This is a genomic window from Mycobacterium sp. (assembly GCF_032162105.1).
GTDB lineage: Bacteria > Actinomycetota > Actinomycetes > Mycobacteriales > Mycobacteriaceae > Mycobacterium.
In genome coordinates this window covers 1-2,789 of the sequence record NZ_JAVRPS010000610.1, presented here as the reverse complement: position 1 = coordinate 2,789, position 2,789 = coordinate 1, and the positions used below count along the sequence as shown (strand labels likewise).

Here is a 2,789-nt window from a genome sequence, read left to right as displayed (position 1 = left end):
CGCACTGGCGCTCAGTGAACGTTCGGGGTTGCCGGTATCGGTCGACACCCGACTGCGCGAAACCCATCTGGGTGATTGGCAGGGCATGACGCATCTCGAGGTGGACGCCGTCGCCCCAGGTGCCCGTCTGGCGTGGCGGGACGACGCCCGGTGGGCCCCGCACGGCGGCGAGAGCCGGGTGGACGTGGCCGCCCGCAGCTTGCCGCTGGTCGCGGAATTGGTGGCCGACCAAGCCGAATGGGGTGTCGACGAGCCGGACCGCCCAGTGGTGCTGGTGGCCCACGGCGGGTTGATCGCCGCACTGACCGCCGCGCTGCTCGGTCTGCCGGTGGACAACTGGCCGATTCTGGGTGGCATGGGCAATGCCAGCTGGGTGCAGTTGTCCGGGCATTCGGAACAGGATGCCGTGGCCGAGGAGGTCCGGTGGCGGCTCGACGTATGGAACGCATCTGCCCAGGTCGCCAATGATGTCCTCTAGTCGCCCAACGCTTCTGATCTTCTGCGATTCGCTGTCCTACTACGGGCCAACGGGCGGACTGCCCGCCGACGATCCCCGGATCTGGCCCAACATCGTTGCCGCCCAACTCGGTTGGGATGTCGAGGTGATCGGCCGGATCGGCTGGACCTGCCGCGACGTGTGGTGGGCGGCCACCCAGGATCCGCGGGCGTGGGCGGCGCTGCCCCGCGCGGGCGCGGTGATCGTCGCGACCGGTGGCATGGATTCACTGCCATCGCCGTTGCCGACGGCGGTGCGCGAACTGATCCGCTACGTCCGGCCGCCGTGGCTGCGGCGGTGGGCCCGCGACGGATATGGCTGGTTGCAGCCGCGGCTGTCGCCCATCGCGCGGCCCGCGCTGCCGCCGCACTTGAGCGCCGACTACCTCGAGCAGACAAGGGCGGCAATCGACTTCAACCGGCCAGGCATTCCGTTCGTGGCGTCGATACCGTCGGTGCACAACGCCGACACCTACGGCCGGTCGCACCGCTGGCGGATGCGCACCGTCGCCGCGATCACGTCCTGGGCACGCGACCACGACGTGCCCATCGTCGATCTTAAGGCTGCCGTCGGCGAAGAGGTGATGAGCGGACGCGGTAATCCGGACGGCATCCACTGGAACTTCGAGGCTCACGCGTCCGTCGCCGAGTTGATGTTGAAGGGCCTCGCCGAGGCGGGTGTCGCGGTCTCCGAAGTCACCGGCGACTAACCATGGCCGTCATGGTGGTCACCGATTCGTCCGCCCGGCTGGACCCGGACGAGTTGCAGCGGTGGGGGATTCGCCAGGTGCCGTTGCACGTCCTGGTGGACGGCACGGATCTGCGCGACGGCATCGACGCGGTGCCGTACGACATCCATGACCGGGCGCACGCCACGACGGCCGGCGCCGCGCCCGCCGACCTGACCGAGGCGTACCGCAAGGCACTGGCCGACAGCGGCGGGGACGGCGTGGTCGCGGTGCATCTGTCGGCGGCGTTGTCGAGCACCTTCAGCACGGCGGCGGCCGCGGCGCGGGAGTTCGGTCCGGCGGTCCGCGTGGTGAACGCACGGTCGGCCGCTGCGGGGGTCGGGTTCGTCGCGGTGGCCGCGGCGCGCGCGGCGGCCGCCGGTGCCGACCTCGATGCCGTCGAGGCCGCGGCCCGGTCGACCGTGCCGCGTGGCCGCGCCTTCATCGTGGTGCACCGACTGGACAATCTGCGGCGCAGCGGGCGGATCGGCACGGCGGCGTCGTGGCTGAGCACGGCGCTGTCCCTGAAGCCTCTGCTTTGCCTCGACGTGGACGGTCGGCTGGTGCTCTCCCAGCGGATCCGGACGTTGTCGAAGGCCCACGCCGCGATGGTCGAGGCCGTCGCGGAGTTCGTCGGCGACCGCACGGCGTCGATCGTCGTCCATCACGTCGACAACCACGACGACGCCGACGAGGTCGGCGCGGCACTCACCACCCGACTGCCACAGATCGGGTCGTTGGCCGTGAGCGACATGGGCCCGGTGCTGTCGATCCACGTCGGCGGCGGTGCGATCGGTGTGTGCGTGACGGTGGACGACTCGTGACCGCCCTGGACCTCGCGCGCGACGAACGGATCGAGTTCGCCGACTTCCTGACCGGACTGACGCCCGAGCAGTGGGACGCGCCGACCTTGTGCACGGGGTGGCGGGTTCGCGACGTCGCCGCCCACGTGGTGAGTTTCGAGGGGATGACCCCGCGGGAGCTGACGGCTCGATTCCTCAAGGGCCGCCTGCAGATGGACCGAATCAATGGCCTCGGCGTGGGCGACCTGACGGACCGCTCGCCCGAGCAGCTCATCGCACTGCTGCGGGACAACGCCGAACCACGCGGCATGGGTGCGGGATTCGGCGGCAGGGTCGCGCTGACCGACAACATGATTCACCAGCAGGACATCCGCCGTCCGCTGGGCCTCGCGCGGACCATTCCCGTTGAACGTCTTTGCGCCGCACTGGACTTCGTTCGCTATTCACCGACCATCCGCGGTGCGTGGCGGGTGCGCGGAGTGCGGTTGATCGCCACGGACGTCGACTGGTCTCACGGCAAGGGTCCGGAGGTACGTGGCCCGGGTGAGGCGCTGTTGATGGTGATGGCCGGGAGGCCCGACGCGCTACGCGACCTCGACGGACCCGGCCTGGCCATCCTCTCGTCGCACGTCTGAGCGCACACTCCCGACCTGCATGGACCGGGGACGTGGGCCGAAAAGTGTCGGAATCGCGCCGCCTGCGCGCTCATATCGGTATGGCGGCAGACGCCTCGACCGTCCGAGAGGAGCTCAGCATGCGAGTG

General features: G+C 70.0%; 4 protein-coding genes. All 4 read left to right on the top strand.

Annotated elements, in window-relative coordinates:
• A partial coding sequence (gene gpgP, locus QOC69_RS31075) for a glucosyl-3-phosphoglycerate phosphatase (protein WP_526446351.1) occupies positions 1 to 478 on the top strand: 478 nt, incomplete at its 5' end.
• Entirely contained in the window at positions 465 to 1,205 is a 741-nt protein-coding gene (gene octT / locus QOC69_RS31070; RefSeq protein ID WP_526446350.1) for a diglucosylglycerate octanoyltransferase, read from the top strand. The genes gpgP and octT, both read left to right, overlap by 14 nt.
• A gap of 2 nt (positions 1,206 to 1,207) precedes the next feature.
• Entirely contained in the window at positions 1,208 to 2,047 is an 840-nt protein-coding gene (locus QOC69_RS31065) for a DegV family protein (RefSeq protein ID WP_526446349.1), read from the top strand.
• A gap of 5 nt (positions 2,048 to 2,052) precedes the next feature.
• Positions 2,053 to 2,661, top strand: a complete 609-nt coding sequence (locus QOC69_RS31060; RefSeq protein ID WP_526446352.1) for a maleylpyruvate isomerase family mycothiol-dependent enzyme — start codon at positions 2,053 to 2,055, stop codon at positions 2,659 to 2,661.
• The last annotated feature ends 128 nt before the right edge of the window (positions 2,662 to 2,789 follow it).

What these genes read in the sequence shown, in the direction of transcription:
- octT (WP_526446350.1), top strand. Translation starts at nt 465, where the DNA reads ATGATGTCCTCTAGTCGCCCAACGCTTCTGATCTTCTGCGATTCGCTG.
- QOC69_RS31065 (WP_526446349.1), top strand. Translation starts at nt 1,208, where the DNA reads ATGGCCGTCATGGTGGTCACCGATTCGTCCGCCCGGCTGGACCCGGAC.